The following is a 21362-nucleotide window of genomic DNA, read 5'->3' on the forward strand; positions in this document are numbered from 1 at the left end:
CCTGCGGGCGTTGCGCGAGGTTTTCGGTCATGGTCCGCCTTCTGTCGCCACAGATGACAGGGCGGGCCGAGGGCGGCGCCCGACCGCGGGCGGGCGCATCCACATCGCGTCAGGCAGTTCATGCCGCCATCACCCCGTCCCCTCGATGCTGCGCGCAACCGCGACGAAGCGCCCGCCCATGGGGGCGGTCGGGCGCTGCCCGGCGGTGCCTGCGGCACCTCGGATCCGGGCGGGTGCTGGTCTGGCGGGGCGGGCTAGAGCTACCGTCCAATTTCCTGCTGGAGGTCAGCTTCGGCGTTGCTTGGTCGCGCTACCAAGCATTGTGCAATGCCGGGTCGTCTGTTCAAAGAGCTTCGATTCTTTCGACAACCGCTTCGATCTGCTTGTCGAGGTCACGAAAGGCTGCCGCTAATCCGCATATCTCGAGTTGTATTCGGGTTCGCTGTGGGGCCACTTCGCGGTTCGCGCATGCGACGGACAGAGGGCATATGTTGTAATGATGGGTTGATCTTCACGCTGGTAGTCTGGCCCTTCTGCTTGGGTGACGTAGCCGTGTGCCAAGTCGTTACGACGCTCGGCCCATCCACGATAGGCCGTCATTAAGTCCGTCAGCTCTTGGCGCAGGTTTTGCGCTTCCTCTTTACCGCCTACGAAAGTAGTGGCGAAAAAGCGTTCCCATTGATCCTTCAACTGCTTGGCCCTTTGGTGCACATTGTTGACATTGTCAAACTTTTCGACTGCGGCGGCGTTCAGGTCACCGCAGTGTTCTCTATCGAGAAGTGCCCGGTAGAGCGCTGCCGCCGCCGCGTTGACCCCTTCCCAATCAGAAACGGCTTGTCCCAATGAGGTAAATATTGGTTGCTCCGCTCGATCTCCAGGCCGGTTCGGGATTATGCAGGTTTGGGGCCGAGACCAAGGCTGCTCTTCGGCTATCATCATGGCTCGCTCATCTCCTGCATGTGATTGTGGGAGTGCTTCAAATCCGTCGCTGTCTCCGAAGTAGTCATTCATCAGTCGTGCGGCATCGGTCAAGAGGGGCTCAAAGCCGCCCTCGCCGGCGAACCGGCCCCACCCTGACCACAGACAGACACGCAAAAACCCCCGGCGCGGGACCGGGGGTTTTGGGCTTTCACGAGGCCCGGATCAGGCCGCGGCGAGGTTGCGCAACACGTAGTGCAGCACGCCGCCGTTCTTCAGGTATTCGATCTCGACCTCGGTATCGACGCGGGCCTTGAGCTGGATCACCTTCTCGCTGCCATCGGCATAGCGGATCGTCGCCGGCACCAGCGACAGCGGCTTGAAGTCGCCCTCGAGCCCCTCGATCGAGATCACCTCGTCGCCGGTCAGCTTCAGCGTCTTGCGGGTGTCGCCGCCGGTGAACTCGAACGGGATCACGCCCATGCCGACGAGGTTCGAGCGGTGGATCCGCTCGAAGCTTTCGGCGATCACGGCCTTGACGCCCAGAAGGTTGGTGCCCTTGGCCGCCCAGTCGCGCGAGGAGCCGGCGCCGTATTCGACGCCGCCGATCACCACCAGCGGCGTGTCCTGCGCCTCATAGGCCATGGCGGCATCGTAGATCGCCGCCTGCTTGCCGTCGGGCCCCTTGGAATAGCCGCCCTCGACCCCGTCCAGCATCTCGTTCTTGATGCGGATATTGGCGAAGGTGCCGCGCATCATCACCTCGTGGTTGCCGCGCCGCGAGCCGTAGCTGTTGAATTCGCGCGCCGGCACCTGCCGTTCGGTCAGGTAGCGGCCGGCCGGGGTGCTGTCCTTGAACGAGCCGGCGGGCGAGATGTGGTCGGTGGTGATCATGTCGCCCAGAAGCGCAAGGACGCGGGCGCCGGTCACGTCGCTGATCGTGCCCGGTTCCTTCGACATGCCCTGGAAATAGGGCGGGTTCTGGATATAGGTCGAGGTCGGCGGCCAGTCATAGGTTTCGCTGTCGGTGACCTCGACCCCCTGCCAGCGTTCGTCGCCCTTGAACACGTCGGCGTATTTTTCCTGGAACATCTCGCGGGTGACGACGGTGTCGACCAGTTCGGCCACTTCCTTCGAGCTGGGCCAGATGTCCTTGAGATAGACCGGGTTGCCGTCCCGGTCGAAGCCCAGAGGCTCGGTCGTCAGGTCGATGTTCATGTCGCCGGCGATGGCATAGGCCACGACCAGCGGCGGCGAGGCCAGGTAGTTGGCGCGCACATCGGGCGAGATCCGGCCCTCGAAGTTGCGGTTGCCCGACAGGACCGAGACGGCGACCAGATCGTTCTCGTTGATGGATTTCGAGATCTCGGGCTGCAAGGGTCCCGAGTTGCCGATGCAGGTGGTGCAGCCGAAGCCGACGAGGTTGAAGCCGAGCGCGTCCAGATCCTCCTGCAGGTTGGCGGCCTTCAGGTATTCCTCGACCACCTGCGATCCGGGCGCGAGCGAGGTCTTGACCCAGGGCTTGCGGGTCAGGCCGAGCGCGCGGGCCTTGCGGGCGACGAGGCCGGCGGCCATCAGCACGTAAGGGTTCGAGGTGTTGGTGCAGGAGGTGATCGAGGCGATCACGATCGAGCCGTCATGCAGCTTGTATTCCTCGCCCTCGACATCGCCCGCCTTGTAGCCTTCGTGATGGCCGGCCAGATCGGTGGGGGCGGGGGCGCCGCCCTCGGCCCCCCAGGCGCGGGTGCCGTCGCGGGCGGGTTCGGGCAGCTTGCGGGTGCCGCAGATATACTTGCGGAACTCATAGGCCGAATCGGTCAGCGGAACGTGGTCCTGCGGGCGTTTCGGCCCCGAGATGGCGGGCACGACATCGCCCTGATCCAGTTCCAGCGTCGAGGTATAGACCGGCGCGTAATCGCGGGTGCGCCAGAAGCCGTTCTGCCTGGCATAGGCTTCGACCAGGGCGATGCGGTCTTCCTCGCGGCCGGTCTGGCGCAGATAGCGCAGGGTCTCGTCATCGACCGGGAAGAAGCCGCAGGTGGCGCCGTATTCGGGGGCCATGTTGGCGATGGTCGCGCGGTCGGCCAGCGGCATGTGGTCCAGCCCCTCGCCGTAGAATTCGACGAACTTGCCGACCACGCCATGCTTGCGCAGCATGGCCACGACCTTCAGCACCAGGTCGGTGGCGGTCACGCCCTCGCGCAGCGCGCCGGTGATCCTGAAGCCGACGACCTCGGGGATCAGCATGGAAATCGGCTGGCCCAGCATCGCCGCCTCGGCCTCGATGCCGCCGACGCCCCAGCCGAGGACGGCGAGGCCGTTGACCATGGTGGTGTGGCTGTCGGTGCCGACCAGCGTGTCGGGATAGGCGACGGTGGCGCCGTTCTGGTCGGTGTCGGTCCAGACGGTCTGGGCCAGGTATTCAAGGTTCACCTGATGGCAGATGCCGGTGCCGGGCGGCACCACGCGGAAGTTCTGGAACGCCTTCTGACCCCATTTCAGGAACTGATAGCGTTCGATGTTGCGCTCGTATTCGCGCTCGACGTTGAACTGGAAGGCGCGCGGCGTGCCGAATTCGTCGATCATCACCGAGTGGTCGATGACCAGATCGACCGGGTTCAGCGGGTTGATCTTCTGCGCGTCGCCGCCCAGTGCCTTGATGCCGTCGCGCATCGCGGCCAGATCCACGACCGCCGGGACGCCGGTGAAGTCCTGCATCAGCACGCGGGCCGGGCGATAGGCGATCTCGCGCGGGTTCTGGCCGCCCTTTTCCGCCCATTCGGCGAAGGCCCTGATGTCCTCCACGCTGACGGTGCGGCCGCCATCCTCGAAGCGCAGCATGTTTTCCAGCACGACCTTCAGCGAGGCGGGCAGTTTCGAGAAATCGCCAAGCCCCGCCTCGGTGGCGGCGGCGATCGAGTAATAGGCGACCTCCTGACCGCCGGCCTTCAGCGTGCGGCGGGTCTTGGCGGTATCGGTTCCGGTCTGGATGGGCATCAGGGCCTCCCTGTCTGCGAGATGGATGGGTCGGGCGTGCGTCCCATGCTTTGCCCCATGCGTCCGGCTTGCGCAAGGGCATCGCACAAGAATTGTATGCAATCGCATACCATATCTGCCGCTGTTGCTCAAGAGGCACGATGCGGTGATCACGCGGCGCCTAACAAAGCCTTGATTTGGCCGAAGCGGGCGGCTGCCGCTATGCAGGAAGCAGATTACGGACTTGGATGGGATCATGCGAAGGAAGCCGATGGATCGGCCTGTGGATCGGCCTGCCGGGACGCCCGCGCGGCCGGGACTGGCGATGCTGGTCCTTGCCGCCGTTCTGGCGGCAGTGCCGGCGGGCGCGCAGGTCACCGGGACCGTGCCTGCGGATCCGGACGGGGCCGGCGCGATGATCTCCGATCCCGGCGCCGCCCCCGCGGCGATGATGCCGCTGATCGCGGCGCCGGACGATCCCGCCCGATCCGTCCCGGGCGGCGGTATCGTCGGCTCGGAGACGCCCGCCTATAACAGTTTCCTCGGCGGCGAGACGATGCCGGCGCCGGTCGAGGATTTCGCCCCGCCGGCGCTGCCGGTGGTGGTCGAGCTGTTCACCTCGCAGGGCTGTTCCTCCTGCCCGCCGGTCGATGCGATGCTGGCCCAGCTTTCGGCCGAACCGGGGGTGCTGCCGCTGTCGCTGCATGTCGATTACTGGGACTACCTCGGCTGGTCTGACAGTTTCGCGCGGCCGGAATTCACCGACCGGCAGGAGGGCTATGCCCGGGCCTCGGGCGAGCGCGCCCTTTACACGCCGCAACTGATCGTCGACGGGCGCGATACCGCGGTGGCGCCGGGGCCGGCGCAGCTGATGGCGCTGATCGACGCCAACCGGGTCTCGCCGGCCATGGTCGGGGTCCGGCGCGAAAGCACCGGCGAGGGCGAGATGATCGAGCTGCTGCCCCTGTCCGATCTGGGCGGGGCGGTCGATATCCTGCTGGTGCGCTATGCGCCCGAGCGTCGGGTCGAGGTGACGGCGGGCGAGAATCGCGGCCGCACGGTCACCTATATCAATGTGGTCCTGGGGATGGATCAGCTGGCCCATTGGGACGGCGCGCGCGCGCTGCGCCTGACGGTGCGGCCGGGCGATCAGCCGGGCGACGGCTTCCCGCCCGATACCCGGCATGTGCTGCTGGTCCAGGAGGCTGCCGGCGGCGACGAGTTGCCGGGGCCGATTCTGGCCGCCATCCAGCTGGACTGAGTGGCCCCGGCGCAGCGGCGGGCTTGCATGTCGTGCAGTTTGCCGCCAGCAAGCCCCCATGAGCGAATGGATCATCCAGATTTCCGGCACCCCCGAGGGGGCGCGCGTGGCCTCGGGGCTGGCGCTGATGGCGGCCTTTCTGCATGCGCTGTTCGGGGCACTGCAGAAGGGGCGGCACGATCCCTGGCTCAGCCGCGCGGCGATCGATCTCAGCTATGGGCTGATGGCGCTGCCGCTGGCCCTGTTACTGGTGCCCTGGCCCTCGGCCGAACTGTGGCCGGTGCTGTTCGGCGCCATGGCGATTCACATCGTCTACAAGATCGGGCAGGCGCAGACCTATGCGCGCGGCGCCTATACGGTGGTCTATCCGGTGGTGCGCGGCAGCGGCCCGCTGTTTGCCGTCATCGCCGCCGGGATCGTCTTCGGCGAGCGCTTCAACGCCGTGCAATGGCTGGGCGTGCTGCTGCTGGTCGGCGGGATCTTCGGCCTTGGCCTCTATAACCTGCGCCGCCTGACGCTTGGCCGCGAGACGCTGGGCCCGGCGCTGGCCTGGGCGGTGGCGACCGGGGCGCTGGTCGCGCTTTACACCACCTATGACGCCTGGGGGATCCGGCAGGCCGCCGATCCCTTCACCTTTCTGGCCTGGTTCTTCGTCTTGGATTCGATCTTCATGCCGGTCTGGACCCTGCGCCGCCTCAGCCGCCTGAGCCGGCCCGAGATCGGGCCGCTGGCCGTGCGGGGCGTCATCGGCGCGCTGGTCGCCTTCGCCAGCTTCGGCTCGATCATGCTGGCCACCCGCATCGACGAGGTCGGCCGCGCGGCGGTGCTGCGCGAGACCTCGACCGTGTTTGCGGCCCTTGTCGGCTGGCTGGTCCTGGGCGAAAAGGTGGGGCCGGCGCGGGCGGGGCTGATGGCGCTGATCGCGGCCGGCGCGCTGGTGGTGGAATTCGCCGCCTGAGACTGCGCCCGAGACGCCGCCTGAGACAAGGAGCGATGCCGATGAAGGAACCGAAACCCTGGGTGAAGCCGGTGCTGGAACTGGGGCCGGTGCTGCTGTTCTTCCTGGTCTTCATCCTCACCCGCGACGAGACGGTCAGCCTTGGGGGGCGCGATTATGGCGGCTTCATCATCGCCACCGCGGTCTTCGTCCCGGTCCTGGTCCTTGCGACCGCGATCCAGTGGCGGCTGACCGGGAAGCTGGCACCGATGCAGATCGCCACGCTGGTCCTGGTGATCGTCTTCGGCGGGCTGTCGGTCTGGCTGAACGATCCGCGCTTCTTCAAGATGAAGCCGACGATGATCTATCTCCTGTTCGCGGCGATCCTGGGTGTCAGCCTGCTGGCGCGGCGCAACTGGCTGGGGGCGGTGCTGTCCGAGGCGCTGCCGATGGATGCCGAGGGCTGGCGCAAGCTGACCCTGCGCATGACCCTGATGTTCCTCGGGCTGGCCGCGGCCAACGAGGTGGTCTGGCGCAGCATGTCGGATTCGACCTGGGTCTATTTCAAGACCTTCGGCCTGCCGCTGATCCTGTTCGTCTTCCTGATGGCCAATGCCGGCCTGTTCCGCGCCCATGCGCCGGACCGTCCGGGCAAGGGCGACGAGTAGGAGCGCGCGGTTTTTCGCGTCCCGCGACGGCGGGGGGCCAGCCCCCCGCACCCCCCGGGATATTTGCGTGAAGAAGAAGGCGTTCAGGTCCGCAGTGCGCCCGGCCCCGCGGGGCTTGCCAGCAGGCGCGACCAGCGCGGCTCGATCCGGCCGGGCAGGCGGGTGCGCAGCATGCCGAGCGGCAGCGCCCAGGGCTGGCAGAGCGCGGTGCGGTAGAAATCGAACAGGCCGCGGCGCAGATAGGGCGTCCAGTGCGACAGGCGCAGCGGCCGCTGTTCGGTCGGAAAGCCGAGCGCGGTGAGCGCCGCCAGCGTCTCGCGGTGGTCGATCTGCAGATCCACCCAGTTGCGGGCCGGCCGGTCCAGTCCGAAGCCCAGGGCCTGGCGGCGGCCGAGCGACAGCCATTGCTCGAGGGCGAAATCGAACAGGTCGTTTTCGCGCGAGGTGACGTTGATGATCTCGGCCGCTTCGCCCGCCGGCGTGGCCAGCGCCCCGGCGGCGGCGTCGCGGAATTCGGCCCCGGTCAGCAGGATCACCCGGCCGGTGCTGCCCGCGGCGGCGTCGTGCAGCGTCTGAAGCGCGACCCTTGCCCCCAGCGAATGGCCGATGATCGCGACCGGCCGCCCGGTCTGATCCGCCAGCCGGGAAACGATCCCCGCCAGCGCCGTGCCTGCCTCGCCCGCACGGCGGTAAGCGCCGCCCAGACTGCCGCGTGCTTCCCAGCCGAAGGCGAGGGCGAGCCCCTCGTCGGGGCGGTCAGTGCCGAAGCCCAGGGCGCGTGGCCAGGAGGTCGCACGGCGCAGGTTGTGATCGGGGTCGAGGGACAGAATATGGCGATGTGGGTCAAAGGCGGGCTCCGAGGGCGAATAGCGATATCCGTGGATCATCACGATGACGGGTGCGCCTTCGGGCAGTGTCTCGGCGGCCTGCCACAGCCGCGGGGGCGGCGTTTGACTGGCGTTGACCTTGACGACCGGCATTCCGGACCTCCTGAGACAGCCGCTCTTGGGCGGAGTGATAGGTCGATGTTGCGACAGCCGCGTGAAAGAAGCGTTAAGGCTGCGTGAAGGCCTTCGATGCGCGCCGGGCGGGGGTCACAAAACCTTTGCCTTCAGCGTGTTATGGAGGGGATATGCGGTGGACCGGATGCCTTGTTCCTGCCCATTGTTGCGCGTGATTTCACGCCTTGCGGGGCGGCCGGTCCGGCCCTGTTGCCGGTTGCGCGGCAGCCCGCGGGACACCCGCCTGCGGCCTGCGGGCCGCCGCCTGGCCCCGGGCCCTTCGATCGGGTGATCCGGGTCCATGCCGTTTTGGGCATTGAATTTCCCCCTGTTCCACCTCTATGTTGCAGGTATGCGCGATGCGGCCTCAACTTCGGGTTGCGGCGCGCTCAAAGTTTCGCAGCGCGGCTCCTCTGGTTCCTGTCATTCAGGCAGGCGGACAGGGGTCACGCGGAAAACCCGCCCCGAGGCGCGACCCTTCGCGACCGGGGTGACATAAGACAGCGGCCCGGCCGGCCTGATGGTCGTCGGGTCTTCACAAGGAACAGACGCGATGGCGCGCGCAACGGACGGACAGGAACGGGAAGGGCGGGCAACATGCCGCGCCGGACCGCTCACCGTATTCCGCGCGGCCTTCGGGTCCTCATCATCCAGCAGGCATCGTCAGACGGGGTCATCGGCCCCACCCGGCGGGGGACTGCGCGAAAGACTTAAAAATGGCAAAAAAAATGCTGATCGACGCCACCCATTCCGAGGAGACTCGGGTGGTCGTGGTGGATGGAACCAAGGTCGAAGAATTTGATTTCGAGACCGTAAACAAGCGGCAGCTGTCCGGAAACATCTATCTGGCCAAGGTGACGCGGGTCGAGCCCTCGCTGCAGGCGGCCTTCGTGGATTACGGCGGCAATCGCCACGGCTTCCTGGCCTTCGCCGAGATTCACCCCGATTACTACCAGATCCCGGCCGCCGACCGCGAGGCGCTGCTGGCCGAGGAACGCGCCGAGGCCGAGGCCCAGGAGGCCGAGGAGGCCGCCCGTGGCCGCAGGCGCCGCGGCGGCAGGGCCGCGCAGGCCGAAAAGACGGTCGATGCCGATGAGGTCGTGACCGGCGATGCCGCGGTTTCGGCCTCGGCGGACGAGGGGGCCGAAGCCGCGGCCGTGGCGGGCGCCGAAGCGCCGGCCGATACCGATTCCGGGGCTGAGGCCAGCGACGACGAGGCCGAAACGGGCGCAGTGGCCGATGCCGCCGAGGCCGATGACAGCATCGAGTCGGTCGCCGATGAGGACGTGACCGAGGAGATCCGTCCGCCGAAGAAGTCGCGCCCGCGCCGCTACAAGATCCAGGAGGTCATCAAGGTCCGGCAGATCATGCTGGTCCAGGTGGTCAAGGAGGAGCGCGGCAACAAGGGGGCGGCGCTGACCACCTATCTGTCGCTGGCCGGCCGCTATTGCGTGCTGATGCCGAACACCGCGCGCGGCGGCGGCATCAGCCGCAAGATCACCAATGCCGCCGACCGCAAGAAGCTGAAGGATATCGCGGGCGAGCTGGACGTGCCGAAGGGCGCGGGGCTGATCATCCGCACCGCCGGCAGCCAGCGCACCCGGACCGAGATCAAGCGCGATTACGAATATCTGCTGCGGCTGTGGGAGCAGATCCGCGACCTGACCTTCAAGTCGATCGCCCCGGCGCCGATCTATGAGGAAGGCGACCTGATCAAGCGCACGATCCGCGATCTCTATTCCAAGGAGATCGACGAGGTGCTGGTCGAGGGCGAGCGCGGCTATCGCGTGGCCAAGGACTTCATGAAGATGATCATGCCGTCCCATGCCAAGAATGTGCGGCATTACACCGACCAGATGCCACTTTTCGCCCGGTTTCAGGTGGAAAGCTACCTCTCGGGGATGTTCAACCCGGTCGTGCAGCTTCGTTCGGGCGGGTATATCGTCATCGGCGTGACCGAGGCGCTGGTTGCCATCGACGTGAACTCGGGCCGGGCCACCAAGGAGGGCTCGATCGAGGAAACGGCGCTGAAGACCAATCTCGAAGCCGCCGAGGAGGTCGCCCGCCAGTTGCGCCTGCGCGACCTGGCCGGGCTGATCGTGATCGATTTCATCGACATGGAAGAGCGCAAGAACAACGCCGCCGTCGAGAAGCGCCTGAAGGACAAGCTGAAATCCGACCGGGCGCGGATTCAGGTCGGCCGCATCTCGGGCTTCGGCCTGATGGAGATGAGCCGCCAGCGCCTGCGTCCGGGCATGCTGGAATCGACCACCCAGCCCTGCGCCCATTGCCACGGCACCGGCCTGATCCGCAGCGATGACAGCCTGGCGCTGACCATCCTGCGCGCCATCGAGGAAGAGGGCACCCGCAAGCGCAGCCGCGAGGTTCTGGTCCGGGCGCCGATCGCGGTGGCCAATTTCCTGATCAACGCCAAGCGCGAGCATATCGTCGGGATCGAGCAGCGTTACGGCATGTCGGTCCGCGTCGAGGCCGATCCGGTGCTGATCTCGCCCGATTTCGCGCTGGAGAAGTTCAAGACCGCGACCCGCTATGTGCCCGAGGTCACGCAGGCCGCGCTTTCGGTGGATGCCGATCTGATGGCCCGGATCGATGACGAGGAAGAGATCGTCGAAGAGCCGGAGGACGAGGCGGAAGAGCCCCGCAGCGCCGCCGCCGCCGAGGATGAGGGTGGCGAAGGCGGCCGGTCGCGCCGCCGCCGCCGTCGTCGCCGCAGGAATGGCGAGCGTGGCGAGGACGGTGCCGGGGATGACGAGGCCGCAGCGGGTTCCGACGCCGCAGGCGACGAGGCCGAAGCCGGTGAGCCGGCCGAGGGCCGCGAGACCGAGCAGGCCGCGGATGAGAACGGGTCCGGCGGCCCCCGGTCCCGCACGCGCCGCCGCCGTGGCGGAAGCCGGGCCGGCAGGGGCGAACAAGCCGCAGCCCTGCCCGAAGTCGTCGATCTGGACGAGCGGCAGGACGAGACCCGGGCCGAGGCCCTGCCGGGTGTCAATGCGGGCTACCCGCCGGTCGAGCCCGTCGCGGAGGCAGAGGCTGCGCCCGCCCCGGTCGCGGCCGAGGAACCCGCCCCGGTCGAGGAGGTCGCCGCCGAGCCCGCCGTCGATGCGCAACCGGAGGCAGCCGAGGCTCTTGCCGAAGATCCTGCGCCGGAGGTGGCCACCGAAGCCCTGGCCGAAGAGGTCGCCGCGACCGGGACGGTCGATGTTGCGCCCGAACCCGAGCCCGTGCCTGCCGAGCCCGTCGCCGAAGCGGACAGCGCCGATGACCGCCGCGAGCCGGAACTGGCCGAGGCAGCCGAACCGGCGCGGCCCAAGCGGCGCGGCTGGTGGTCGCTGGGCCGCTGAGCGAAGATTGCGAACGGGGCGCGGTCCGGGCCGCGCCCCGTTCCTGTTCGGGCAGCCGCCCACGCAAGCGTGACGAATTGCCCCCTGTCACCGCGCCCGGCAGCGGCTAAAGTCGCGGGCATGCTGGGAATCGAACTTGCCACCGCCGCCTTTCTGCCTGCCGCCCTCGTGGCGATGCTGGCGGGGGTGCTGTCCTTCCTGTCGCCCTGCGTGCTGCCGATCGTGCCGCCCTATCTGGCCTATATGACCGGGGTCGGCGTGAACGGCCTGAAATCGGGCGAGCGCAGCGCCATCCTGCCGGCGATCTTCTTCGTCCTCGGCCTGTCCACCGTCTTTCTGCTGATGGGTCTTGCGGCCTCGGCCTTCGGGCGGGCCTTCCTGCAATATCAGGATGCGCTGTCCAAGCTGGCCGGGGTCATGGTGATCGTGATGGGCCTGCATTTCCTGCATGTCATCCGCATCCCCTTTCTGGACCAGGAGGCCCGGATCGAGGCCGGGCATGAGGGCGGCGGCGCCTTCGGCGCCTATGTGCTGGGTCTGGCCTTCGCCTTCGGCTGGACCCCCTGCATCGGCCCGCAGCTTGGCATGATCCTGTCGCTCGCCGCCACCGGGGGCGAGATTTCGCGCGGGACCGCGCTCCTGGCCGTCTATGCGCTGGGGCTGGGGATCCCCTTCCTGCTGGCGGCGGTCTTCATCAACCGCGCCATCGGGCTGATGAACCGCATCAAGCCCTATCTCGGCACCATCGAGCGGGTGATGGGCCTGCTGCTGGTGGTGGTGGGGGTCATGCTGCTGACCGGCGCCTTCTCGGCCTTTGCCTACTGGCTGCTGGAAACCTTCCCCGGGCTGGCGCTGCTGGGCTAGGGTCGGGGGCTGTGCTGCGGTGCCGGTTGCGGCAGGATGCCCGCAGAAGGAGGCCCCGCCGATGAAACCCGAATCGCCCGAACATTCCGCCCCCGCCGATGCGGGCGCCCGCCGCGCCGCCGCCCCGGTGATCGCCTATCCCCCCGAAACCCTGCCGCGCCCGGATCTGGCCGCGCTGCGTCAGGCCCGCGCCGGCTGGACCCGCATCGCCAGCCTTGCCGTGCCGCCGCGCGAGGCGCGCTGCTTCGAGGTTCCGGCCGGCCATTTCTTCCGCATCACCAGTGTCGAGGGGCCACAGGTCGGCGATCTGAACCTGTGGTCGGCGGATCTTTCGGAGCGTTTCTATTCCGGCAAGACCCGCGCCCTGCATGGCACGCATCTGTCCACCGGCGACCGGCTCTGGTCCGGGTTCCCGACCCTGCGGCCGATGGCCACCATCACCGACGACACGCTGGACTGGTACGGGTTCGACGAATTCGGCGCCAGCGTCCATGACGTGATCGGCACGCGCTGCGATCCCTATACCCACAACTTGCTGTCGCGGGGCGGCCAGTATCACCATTGCTGCCATTCCAACCTGATACGGGCGCTGGCCGGGGCGCGCGGCCTGACGCTGGCCGAGGCGGAACCCCTTGTCCATGACGTGCTGAACGTCTTCATGTGCACGGGCTTTACCCGTGAAACCGGGCAGTATTTCATGAAGGCCAGCCCGGTGCGGCCGGGCGATCATCTGGAATTCTTTGCCGAGATCGACCTTCTGGGGGCGTTGTCGGCCTGTCCGGGGGGCGATTGCGGGGGCGAACATTCCTCGGACAAGGCGGCCTGCTTTCCACTGCTGGTCGAGGTGTTCCGTCCGGCGGCGCTGCCCGCCGGCTGGGCGCCGCCGCCGCCGAACGGCTATGATCAGAGCCATGGCGGCGGTTAGGCGCACCCACCCCGGCGACATGCGGGGCGGGCGTTTTGCTTGCGGTCAGGCGCGCGCCTTGCCGCGGATGATGGCGTCGAGGCTCAGCGAGCCGCCGCCGGCAAAGACGAAATAGAGGAAGACGAAGCAATAGAGGATCGCCGCGTCGCCGCCGTTGTTGACCGGATAGGGGCTGCGCGGGGCATGGGCCAGCCAATAGGCGAAGGCCATGGTCCCCGAGGCCAGGAAGGCTGCGGCGCGGGTCTGGAAACCGATCGCGATCAGGGTGCCGGCGACGATCTCGATGAGGCCCGAGAACCAGCCGAGCGAGAAGGCGTCGGTGGTTCTGTCGGTGACGGGAAAGCCCAGCAGTTTCTGGGTGCCGTGGGCCAGAAAGATCAGGCCGGATACAATACGCAGAAGGCTGAGGACCAGAGGCGCGAGGGCGTTGAGACGGTTGATCATTTCCACTTCCGTTGTTGGGTTCGGGTGATGCGAGGCCGGGGCGCGGCGCGATCTGGCTTGCCGGCCCACCCATCGGCGGCGTGGCATGGCTTGGCGACGATGCCCGGCTAGCCCGAAGGGCCCGGTCTTGGCAAGCGCGAACACGCAGAGGTTACATTGCGCCCGTCCCGCGCACGCCCCGTGCCCGCGCGGGCCAGGCGAATGCGCATCGGGCGCAATCGGCAGTAGCGCGACGCCGGAAACCGCGCTATTCTCGGCCGCAGATCCGGAAAACCGGACAGAGCAGAGGCAGTGACGGCGGTATCCCCATGACCGAGATGGTCTTTGGCACCACGCCCGCGAGGGCGGGTGATCCTATTCTTCCACGCTGGTGGCGCACGCTGGACAAGTGGTCGCTGTTCTGCGTGCTGGGGCTGTTCGCCATCGGGCTGCTCCTGGGGCTGGCCGCCTCGGTGCCGCTGGCCGAGAAGAACCATCTGCCGCGCTTTTACTACGTCCAGCGGCAGGCCCTGTTCGGCGGCCTCGCCATCGGCGTGATGCTGGTGATCTCGATGCTGTCGCCGCGCCAGATCAGGCGGATCGGGGTGCTGGGGTTTCTTGTCTCCTTCGCGCTGGTCATGGCGCTGCCGGTGATCGGCACGGATTTCGGCAAGGGCGCGGTCCGCTGGCTCAGCTTCGCGGGCGTGTCGATGCAGCCCTCGGAGTTCCTCAAGCCCGGCTTCGTCGCGCTGTGCGCATGGTTCATGGCCGCCAGCATGGAGGTCGGCGGGCCGCCGGGCCGGCTCTACAGCTTCATCGCGGCAGTGGTGGTGGTGCTGGCTTTGGCGCTGCAGCCCGATTTCGGCCAGGCCTCGCTGGTGCTGTTTTCCTGGGGAGTGATGTATTTCATCGCCGGCGCGCCGATGATCCTGCTGCTGGGCGTGACCGGGCTGACCATCGCCGGCGGCTTTTTCGCCTATGGCACCTCTGAACATTTCGCCCGCCGCATCAACGGCTTTCTCAATCCGGATGTCGATCCGCGCACGCAGATCGGCTATGCCACCAATGCCATTCAGGAGGGCAGCTTCTTCGGCGTGGGCGTCGGCGAGGGCACGGTGAAATGGTCGCTGCCCGATGCCCATACGGATTTCATCATCGCCGTCGCGGCCGAGGAATACGGGCTGATCATGGTGCTGGTGATCATCCTGCTTTACTGCACCATCGTCCAGCGCTCGCTTCTGCGGCTGCTGAAGGAACGCGATCCCTTCACCCGCATCGCCGGCGCCGGGCTGGCCGCCGCCTTCGGCGTGCAGGCGCTGATCAACATGGGCGTCGCGGTGCGGCTGCTGCCGGCCAAAGGGATGACGCTGCCCTTCGTCAGCTATGGCGGGTCGTCGGTGATCGCCTCGGGCATCGCTCTGGGGATGCTGCTGGCGCTGACCCGGACGCGGCCGCAGGGCGAGATGGCCGAACTTCTGCGGCGGCGGCGCTGATGGCGGCGCAGCTGGCCCTGATCGCCGCTGGAGGCACCGGCGGGCACATGTTTCCCGCGCAGGCCCTGGCCGAACTGCTGCTGTCCGAGGGCTGGCGGGTGACCCTGTCCACCGACGATCGCGGCGCGCGCTATGCCGGCGGCTTCCCCGAGGCGGTGCAGCGGCAGGTCGTCAGATCGGCCACCACCGCGCGCGGCGGGATGAGCGGCAAGCTGACGGCACCGTTGAAGATCGCCGCCGGAATCCTGGCCGCGCGCGGCGATTTCCGGCGCGACCGGCCGTCGGTGGTGATCGGCTTCGGCGGCTATCCGACCATTCCGGCGCTGACGGCGGCGCGGCTGCTGGGCCTGCCGCGGATGATCCACGAACAGAATGGCGTCATGGGCCGGGTGAACCGGCTCTTTGCGCCACAGGTCAGCCGCGTCGCCTGCGGCACCTGGCCGACCTCGCTGCCCGCAGGCGTCGAGGGCATCCATACCGGCAATCCGGTTCGTGCCGCCGTGCTGGATCGCGCGGCCGCCCCCTATGCCGCGCCGGGCAGCGGTGAGTTGCACCTGCTGGTGATCGGTGGCAGCCAGGGCGCGCGGGTGCTGTCCGATGTCGTGCCCGCCGCCATCGCCACCCTGCCCGAGGAGATGCGCGCCCGGCTGCATGTCAGCCATCAGGCCCGTGCCGAGGATGGCGCGCGCGTGACCGAGGCCTATCGCGCGGCGGGTGTCGCGGCCGAGGTGCAGCCCTTCTTCGACGACGTGCCCGACCGGCTGGCCCGGGCGCAACTGGTCGTCAGCCGCTCGGGCGCCTCGTCCATCGCCGATATCACCGTGATCGGCCGCCCGGCGATCCTGATCCCCTATGCCGTGGCCGCGGGCGATCACCAGAGCGCCAATGCGCAAGCCCTTGCCGATGCGGGGGCTGGGCTCGTGCGTCCCGAATCAATGCTTGACGCCGGGACGCTGGCGGGCGACATCCGCGCGATCCTCAGCACCCCCGCGCGTGCCTCGGCCATGGCAGCCGCCGCTTTGCAACTTGGCCGGCCCGATGCGGCGCGGCGCCTATATGATATTGTCAAGGAGATCACCGGATGAATGCCGCCACCAAACTGCCTCATGAACTGGGCCCGATCCATTTCACCGGCATCGGCGGCATCGGCATGTCGGGCATCGCCGAAGTGCTGCTGACCCTTGGCTATCAGGTGCAGGGCAGCGACCTGAAGCGGTCGAAGATCACCGACCGGCTGGAAAGCCTGGGCGCCACCGTCTTCGAGGGCCAGCGGGCCGAGAATATCGGCGAGGCCGGCGTCGTCGTCATCTCGACCGCGATCAAGAAGGGCAACCCGGAACTGGAAGAGGCCCGCCGTCGCGGCCTGCCGGTCGTGCGCCGGGCCGAGATGCTGGCCGAACTGATGCGGATGAAGTCGAACATCTGCATCGCCGGCACCCATGGCAAGACAACCACCACCACCATGGTCGCCACGCTGCTGGATGCGGGCAATCTGGACCCGACCGTCATCAATGGCGGCGTCATCCACGCCTATGGCAGCAATGCGCGGGCGGGCGAGGGCGAATGGATGGTGGTCGAGGCCGACGAAAGCGACGGCAGCTTCAACCGCCTGCCGACCGACATCGCCATCATCACCAATATCGACCCCGAGCATATGGAGCATTGGGGTGATTTCGACCGGCTGCGCGACGCCTTCCTCAGCTTCGCCTCCTCGATCCCCTTCTACGGCCTCGCCGTCTGCTGCACCGATCATCCCGAGGTGCAGGCGCTGGTCGGCCGGCTGCGGGATCGCCGCGTCGTCACCTTCGGCTTCAACGCCCAGGCCGATGTGCGAGCGATGAACCTGCGCTATGAACGCGGCGTGGCGCATTTCGACATTGCCCTGCAGGGCGAGGGTCCGACCGAGACCGGCGAAGTCGAGCTGATCGAGGGCTGCACCCTGCCGATGCCGGGGGATCACAACGTCTCGAACGCGCTGGCCGCGGTCGCTGTCGCCCGCCATCTGGGGCTGAAGAAATCCGAGATCCGCGACGCGCTGGCGAAGTTCGGCGGCGTCGGGCGCAGGTTTACCCGCGTGGGCGAGGTGAACGGCGTCACGATCATCGACGATTACGGCCACCATCCGGTCGAGATCGCCGCCGTCCTCAGGGCCGCGCGTCAGGCGACCGATGGCCGGGTCATCGCCGTCCACCAGCCGCACCGCTATTCGCGGCTGTCGAACCTGTTCGACGAGTTCTGCACCTGCTTCAACGAGGCCGATGTGGTCGCCATCGCCGAGGTCTATGCGGCGGGTGAGGATCCGATCCCCGGCGCCAGCCGCGACGATCTGGTGGCGGGGCTGATCGCCCATGGCCACCGCCACGCCCGCGCGATCCTCAGCGAGGAAGACCTTGAACGGCTGGTCCGCGAACAGGCGCGGCCCGGCGACATGGTCGTCTGCCTCGGCGCCGGCACGATTTCCACCTGGGCCAATGCGCTGCCCGCGCGACTGCAGGGAAAGGCCGCGTGACCCCGATCCTGGTTTCATCCTGCGCCATCGCGGCGCTGTGGGCCCTGCTGGCCTGCCTGGTGCCCTTCTGGGCCGAACGATACCGCTTTCACGCCTTCTGGGTGATGGTGTTCCTCGGCGTGCCGGTGCTGGGCTGGCTGACGCTGCAATGGGGGCCGGGGGTCGGCGTCGCGGCCTTCGCCCTGGGCCTCGCCATCCTGTTCTGGCCGCCCTTCCGCCCGCATCGCGACCGGATGCTGCCGCCGCTGGAATAGGGTCAGACCGCTGTTCCGGTCACCTGTGCCGGGTCTGTGGTACGGGCGGCCGGACTCGAACCGGCACGGCCTTTCGGCCCAGGCATTTTAAGTGCCATGTGTCTACCATTCCACCACGCCCGCGGCAGATGCTCGTGGCTATCCAACAGACCGGGCCTTGGCAAGCGCCGGCGCGATGGCGGGGCCGCCCCTCTCAGCCATAGCTTCGGGTCGGGCGGTCGAAGACCTTGCGGCCCATCAGGCTGCCGACCAGATCGACCATCAGCCTTGCGGTGCGGCCACGCTCGTCAAGGAAGGGGTTCAGCTCGACCAGATCCAGCGAGGTGACAAGGCCCGATTCGTGCAGCAGTTCCATCACCAGATGCGCCTCGCGGAAGGTGGTGCCGCCGGGAACCGTGGTGCCGACCGCCGGCGCGATGGACGGGTCGAGGAAATCCACGTCGAGGCTGACATGCAGAAGGCCGCCCGTGGCCCGCACCCGGTCGAGGAACGTGCGCAGGGGCGCGACGATGCCCTGCTCGTCCAGCACCCGCATGTCGTTGACGGTGATCTCGGTCGGCTGCATCGCCGCGTGTTCGGCGGCATCGACGCTGCGGATGCCGAACATGCAGATATTCTCGCCCGGAATCGGGGCCGGGAAGGGCGGGAAGGGATCGAAACCGGGCAGGCCGCATGCATAGGCCATGGGCGTGCCGTGCAGATTGCCCGAGGTCGTGCTGTCAACGGTGTGAAAATCGCTATGCGCGTCCAGCCAGATGACGAATTGCGGCCGCCCGGCGGCGGCGGCATGGGCGGCGACGCCCGCCACCGTGCCAAGCGCCAGCGAGTGATCGCCGCCCATCACGATCGGCATCCCGCCCGGCAGGGCGGCGGCCATGGCCTCGCGCAGGGCATTGGTCCAGGCGATGACCTCGGGCAGGTGATGGACGGCCGGATTGGCGCAGGTCTCGCCGCCCGGCGCCGCCGGCACCACGTCGCCGCGATCCTCGACCGTATGGCCAAGCCGGGTCAGCGTGGCGGCCAGCCCGGCGGTGCGGAAGGCGGCCGGCCCCATCAGGCAGCCGGGGCGGCGCTGGCCCTCGTCGACGGGGGCGCCGATAAGGATGCAATGGGTCATCTGGTTCTCCTGTGCCGGTTCGCCCCCCGAGGTAAGACCGGACCGGCACGGAAGTCCACAGCGGGCGTCAGGTACGGACACCCTTGAAGCGGTCTTCCCAGTCCGCGCGCTGATCGTCGGTGATCTTGGCGAACAGCACCTCGGGCACGGTGAAGGCGTGACCCGCGGGCAGGGCGGCCAGTGCCTCGGCCACGTCGCCGGGCCAGTCGCGGTTTTCGGTCTGCATCGCCGCCAGCATCGCGTCGGCCGCGAAGGGGATGAAGGGCGCCGACAGGACCGCATAGAGCCGGATCAGGTTCAGGCCCAGACGGACCTGCATCGCCGCCCGCTGCGGGTCGGTTTTGAAGCTGGACCAGGGCGCCGCCGCTTGCAGGTATTCGTTGCCCAGAACCCAGATCGCGCGCAGCTCGGCCGCGGACTTGCGCACCTCCATCGCGGCCATGAAGCCCTCATAGGCGCGGATGCGAGCATCCAGCGCCGCGATCAGCTGCTGTTCCTCGGGGCCGTATCCGCCGCCCTCGGGCACTGCCTCGCCGAATTTCGAGCGGCAGAACTTGGTGATCCGGCTGACGAAATTGCCCAGCACATCGGCCAGATCCTTGTTCACCGACTGCTGGAAATTCTCCCATGTGAACTCGCTGTCGCCGGATTCGGGCGCGTGCGACAGAAGCCACCAGCGCCAGTAATCCGCCGGCAGGATCTCCAGCGCGTGATCCATGAAGACGCCGCGGCCCTGGCTGGTCGAAAACTGCCCGCCGTCATAGGTCAGGTAGTTGAAGGACTTGATGTAATCGACCAGCTTCCATGGCTCGCCCGAGCCGATGATCGTGGCCGGGAAGCTGAGCGTGTGGAAGGGCACGTTATCCTTGCCCATGAACTGGGTATAGGTGGCGTCGTCCGCGCCCTTGTCGGTGCGCCACCAGCCTTCCCAGTCGCCGCCATTCGCATCGGCCCATTCGGCGGTGGCGCCGATATATTCGATGGGCGCGTCGAACCAGACATAGAAGACCTTGCCCTCCATCCCCGGCCAGTCCTGATCGCCGCGCTTGACCGGCACGCCCCAGTCCACGTCGCGGGTGATGCCGCGATCCTGCAACCCGTCGCCGTCATTCAGCCATTTCCGCGCGATCGAGGTGGTCAGGATCGGCCAGTCGGTCTTGCTGTCGATCCATTGCGCGATCTGGTCCTTCAGCGCCGACTGGCGCAGATACAGGTGCTTGGTCTCGCGCACCTCCAGATCGGTGCTGCCCGAAATCGCGCTGCGCGGGTTGATCAGGTCGGTCGGGTCCAGAAGCTTGGTGCAGTTCTCGCACTGGTCGCCGCGGGCGCGGTCATAGCCGCAGTTCGGGCAGGTGCCCTCGATATAGCGGTCGGGCAGGAAGCGGCCATCGGCCTTGGAATAGACCTGCTTTTCCGACACCTCGCGGATATAGCCGCGCTCCGCCAGCCGGCCCGCGAAATGCTGGGTCAGGGTGCGGTTGCGGAGGCTGGACGAGCGTCCGAAATGGTCGAAGGACAGGCCAAAGCCGCGCGCCAGCGCGGCCTGTTCGCCATGCATCCGGGCGCAGTAATCGGCCACTGTCTCGCCGGTCTTGGCGGCCGCCAGCTCGGCCGGGGTGCCGTGTTCGTCGGTGGCGCAGATGAACATCACCTCATGGCCGCGGGCGCGCAGATAGCGGGCATAGAGATCGGCCGGCAGTTGCGAGCCGACGAGATTGCCCAGATGCTTGATGCCGTTGATATAGGGCAGGGCTGAGGTGATGAGATGGCGTGCCATGCGGGGTGCGTCCTTTCCAGTCGCCGCTTTCTCTAGCGATGATGCGGGGCAAAGGAAAGTGGGGGCGCCCGGGATCCGTGCCGGGCGCCCGCCACGATTCAGGCCGGGGCCTCGGCAAAGACCTCGCGGGCGGCGAAAAGACCGTTCAGGGCGGCCGGAAAGCCGGCATAGACCGCCATCTGCATCAGCACCTCGACGATCTCGTCCCGGGTCAGCCCGACATTCAGCCCGGCCCGGATATGCACCTTCAGCTGCGGCTGCGCATGGCCCATCGCGGCCAGCGCGGCGATGGTGGCGATCTCGCGTTCCCGCAGGCCGAGGCCGTCGCGCGAATAGATGTCGCCGAACGGGAACTCCAGCAGATAGGTGGCGAAATCCGGGGCGATATCGGCCAGCGCCGCGATCACCGCCTGTCCGCCCGCGCCGTCGATCCGGTCAAGTTGCCGATGCCCGCGCTGAAGCCGTGTTTCGTTCGTCATGTTCCGCCCTTTCCATGTCATATCCGGCGATCTTGTCGTCCAGAACGGAAAGGGTGGCCCGAAGCGCCGCGATCTGCTGCTGGACCATCGCCCGGCGCGCGCGCAGCATGGCGGCGCGTGCGGGGCCGGTGGCCGGCCCCTGCCGGCGCAGCCGCGCATAGCGCAGCATCTCGGCGATCGGCATCCCGGCCGATTTCATATGACCGATGAAGGTGATCCAGCGCAGCGCCTCGGGGCCATAGTCGCGATGCCCGGCCCCGTCGCGATCCGCCACCGGCATCAGGCCGATCCGCTCGTAATAGCGGATCGTGTGCGGTGTCAGGCCACTGCGGCGGGCAAGCTGGGCGATCTTCATGGCGTCCTTTCCGATCAGACGCGGGGCAGGCTAGGGGTTCGAG

Annotated in this window: 18 protein-coding genes and 1 tRNA gene; 10 read left to right on the plus strand and 9 right to left on the minus strand. The window is 67.7% G+C overall.

Annotated features, from left to right (window positions below):
• Positions 1–408 precede the first annotated feature (408 nt).
• Both KNW02_RS14775 and acnA read right to left on the minus strand, forming a co-directional pair.
• Entirely contained in the window at positions 409–939 is a 531-nt protein-coding gene (locus KNW02_RS14775) for a hypothetical protein (protein WP_216034053.1), read from the minus strand.
• Between the two features lie 204 nt (positions 940–1143).
• Entirely contained in the window at positions 1144–3915 is a 2772-nt protein-coding gene (acnA, locus tag KNW02_RS14780; RefSeq protein WP_216034054.1) for an aconitate hydratase AcnA, read from the minus strand.
• A 250-nt stretch (positions 3916–4165) separates the two neighbouring features.
• On the opposite strand from acnA, the gene KNW02_RS14785 reads away from it, so the two are divergent.
• From KNW02_RS14785 to KNW02_RS14795, 3 genes are read left to right on the plus strand one after another with little or no spacing between them, the layout of a single operon-like run.
• On the plus strand, positions 4166–5155 hold the full coding sequence (locus tag KNW02_RS14785) for a DUF1223 domain-containing protein (protein WP_216034055.1): 990 nt from the start codon (positions 4166–4168) through the stop codon (positions 5153–5155).
• A 58-nt stretch (positions 5156–5213) separates the two neighbouring features.
• Positions 5214–6113, plus strand: coding sequence for a DMT family transporter (locus KNW02_RS14790; protein WP_216034056.1), 900 nt, complete (start codon positions 5214–5216; stop codon positions 6111–6113).
• Positions 6114–6154: 41 nt separating this feature from the next.
• On the plus strand, positions 6155–6760 hold the full coding sequence (locus tag KNW02_RS14795) for an inner membrane-spanning protein YciB (RefSeq protein ID WP_216034057.1): 606 nt from the start codon (positions 6155–6157) through the stop codon (positions 6758–6760).
• An 83-nt stretch (positions 6761–6843) separates the two neighbouring features.
• Here KNW02_RS14795 and KNW02_RS14800 read toward each other — a convergent pair whose 3' ends face one another.
• Positions 6844–7740 (minus strand): DUF726 domain-containing protein, encoded by an 897-nt coding sequence (locus tag KNW02_RS14800; RefSeq protein WP_216034058.1) that lies wholly within the window; start codon positions 7738–7740, stop codon positions 6844–6846.
• A 737-nt stretch (positions 7741–8477) separates the two neighbouring features.
• Between KNW02_RS14800 and KNW02_RS14805 the strand changes: the two genes are divergently transcribed.
• From KNW02_RS14805 to KNW02_RS14815, 3 genes are all read left to right on the plus strand, one after another.
• Positions 8478–11123, plus strand: coding sequence for an Rne/Rng family ribonuclease (locus KNW02_RS14805; protein WP_216034059.1), 2646 nt, complete (start codon positions 8478–8480; stop codon positions 11121–11123).
• A 120-nt stretch (positions 11124–11243) separates the two neighbouring features.
• Positions 11244–11987 (plus strand): cytochrome c biogenesis CcdA family protein, encoded by a 744-nt coding sequence (locus tag KNW02_RS14810; protein ID WP_216034060.1) that lies wholly within the window; start codon positions 11244–11246, stop codon positions 11985–11987.
• Positions 11988–12048: 61 nt separating this feature from the next.
• Positions 12049–12912 (plus strand): urea carboxylase-associated family protein, encoded by an 864-nt coding sequence (locus KNW02_RS14815; RefSeq protein WP_216034061.1) that lies wholly within the window; start codon positions 12049–12051, stop codon positions 12910–12912.
• A 45-nt stretch (positions 12913–12957) separates the two neighbouring features.
• Here the strand turns inward: KNW02_RS14815 and KNW02_RS14820 are convergent, their stop codons facing one another.
• A complete protein-coding gene (locus KNW02_RS14820) occupies positions 12958–13356 on the minus strand; it encodes a DoxX family protein (RefSeq protein WP_216034062.1) in 399 nt (132 codons plus the stop codon).
• A 308-nt stretch (positions 13357–13664) separates the two neighbouring features.
• Between KNW02_RS14820 and ftsW the strand changes: the two genes are divergently transcribed.
• The 4 genes from ftsW to KNW02_RS14840 are packed head-to-tail and all read left to right on the plus strand — an operon-like array spanning position 13665 to position 17591.
• Entirely contained in the window at positions 13665–14828 is a 1164-nt protein-coding gene (ftsW, locus tag KNW02_RS14825) for a putative lipid II flippase FtsW (RefSeq protein ID WP_216034063.1), read from the plus strand.
• Positions 14828–15913 (plus strand): UDP-N-acetylglucosamine--N-acetylmuramyl-(pentapeptide) pyrophosphoryl-undecaprenol N-acetylglucosamine transferase, encoded by a 1086-nt coding sequence (locus tag KNW02_RS14830; protein ID WP_216034064.1) that lies wholly within the window; start codon positions 14828–14830, stop codon positions 15911–15913. Before ftsW ends, KNW02_RS14830 begins: the two co-directional genes overlap by 1 nt.
• Positions 15910–17337 carry a UDP-N-acetylmuramate--L-alanine ligase gene (murC, locus tag KNW02_RS14835; RefSeq protein ID WP_216034065.1) on the plus strand — a complete coding sequence of 476 codons (1428 nt, stop codon included), beginning with the start codon at positions 15910–15912 and terminating at the stop codon, positions 17335–17337. Before KNW02_RS14830 ends, murC begins: the two co-directional genes overlap by 4 nt.
• Positions 17334–17591, plus strand: coding sequence for a DUF2484 family protein (locus KNW02_RS14840; RefSeq protein ID WP_216034066.1), 258 nt, complete (start codon positions 17334–17336; stop codon positions 17589–17591). Before murC ends, KNW02_RS14840 begins: the two co-directional genes overlap by 4 nt.
• Before the next feature lie 37 nt (positions 17592–17628).
• Here the strand turns inward: KNW02_RS14840 and KNW02_RS14845 are convergent.
• From KNW02_RS14845 to KNW02_RS14865, 5 genes are all read right to left on the minus strand, one after another.
• A tRNA-Leu gene (locus KNW02_RS14845) sits at positions 17629–17714 on the minus strand.
• 70 nt (positions 17715–17784) lie between these two features.
• Positions 17785–18708: an arginase gene (gene rocF, locus KNW02_RS14850; RefSeq protein WP_216034067.1), complete on the minus strand. Its 924-nt coding sequence runs from the start codon at positions 18706–18708 to the stop codon at positions 17785–17787.
• A 67-nt stretch (positions 18709–18775) separates the two neighbouring features.
• Positions 18776–20485: a methionine--tRNA ligase gene (metG, locus tag KNW02_RS14855; protein ID WP_216034068.1), complete on the minus strand. Its 1710-nt coding sequence runs from the start codon at positions 20483–20485 to the stop codon at positions 18776–18778.
• Between the two features lie 98 nt (positions 20486–20583).
• Complete coding sequence (locus KNW02_RS14860; protein ID WP_252733920.1) at positions 20584–20964, minus strand: carboxymuconolactone decarboxylase family protein; 381 nt, start codon at positions 20962–20964, stop codon at positions 20584–20586.
• Positions 20921–21319, minus strand: a complete 399-nt coding sequence (locus tag KNW02_RS14865) for a MerR family transcriptional regulator (RefSeq protein ID WP_216034070.1) — start codon at positions 21317–21319, stop codon at positions 20921–20923. Before KNW02_RS14865 ends, KNW02_RS14860 begins: the two co-directional genes overlap by 44 nt.
• Positions 21320–21362: the final 43 nt, after the last annotated feature.

Source organism: Paracoccus marinaquae, assembly GCF_018860165.1.
In the GTDB taxonomy this organism is placed as follows: domain Bacteria; phylum Pseudomonadota; class Alphaproteobacteria; order Rhodobacterales; family Rhodobacteraceae; genus Paracoccus; species Paracoccus marinaquae.